The sequence below is a fragment of the Vibrio sp. 2132-1 genome (assembly GCF_033344315.1).
Map to the genome: position 1 here is coordinate 1 of NZ_JAWPON010000734.1, position 548 is coordinate 548.

The window sequence follows — 548 nt, forward strand, 5'->3', positions numbered from 1 at the left end:
GGTCATGTACACATTGGTATTTCAGAATCGGCCTGTGAGTACACCATTCAGGTTTCGAACAATGGCCCGTTGCTCGAGAGTGAGTTTGATGTGTTGTGCGAATTGGGCTTTACCACTAAGCAAAACAAAGCCGATCATGGAGTAGGCATGTACCTTGTACGTTCCATCGTTGAGCAAGGCAATGGGCATATGGAGTTGGACAGTGACGAGCAAGAAACCGCGTTTACGATCTATTTTCCCAAGGAGTTAGGATGATAAAAGTAGTCATAGTGGAAGATGATCCCAACATTGCAGAGCTTCATCACCATTTCATTGAGCAAGTGGAACAATATCAAGTCGTCGGTATTGCTGGCAGTATTCACATTGCCCAGCAGCTAGTGACGCATACTAAGCCGGATTTGGTCATCGTCGACAACTACTTGCCAGACGGGCAAGGTGTCGAGCTGGTTTATCAATGGTTAGAGAGCGACCAGAAACCAGAATGCATTTTGGTCACGGCGGCCAATGACGCATCTACTGTTCAAAAAGCTCATCGTTTCGGCGCATTT

At 46.7% G+C, this 548-nt stretch carries 2 protein-coding genes; both read left to right on the plus strand.

Translation table 11 applies throughout. The features are described from left to right. Positions 1-255, plus strand: a 255-nt coding sequence (locus R8N47_RS27675; protein WP_318186421.1) for an ATP-binding protein, incomplete at its 5' end; no start/stop codon positions are given. Continuing rightward, a partial coding sequence (locus tag R8N47_RS27680) for a response regulator (RefSeq protein ID WP_318186422.1) occupies positions 252-548 on the plus strand: 297 nt, incomplete at its 3' end. The genes R8N47_RS27675 and R8N47_RS27680, both read left to right, overlap by 4 nt.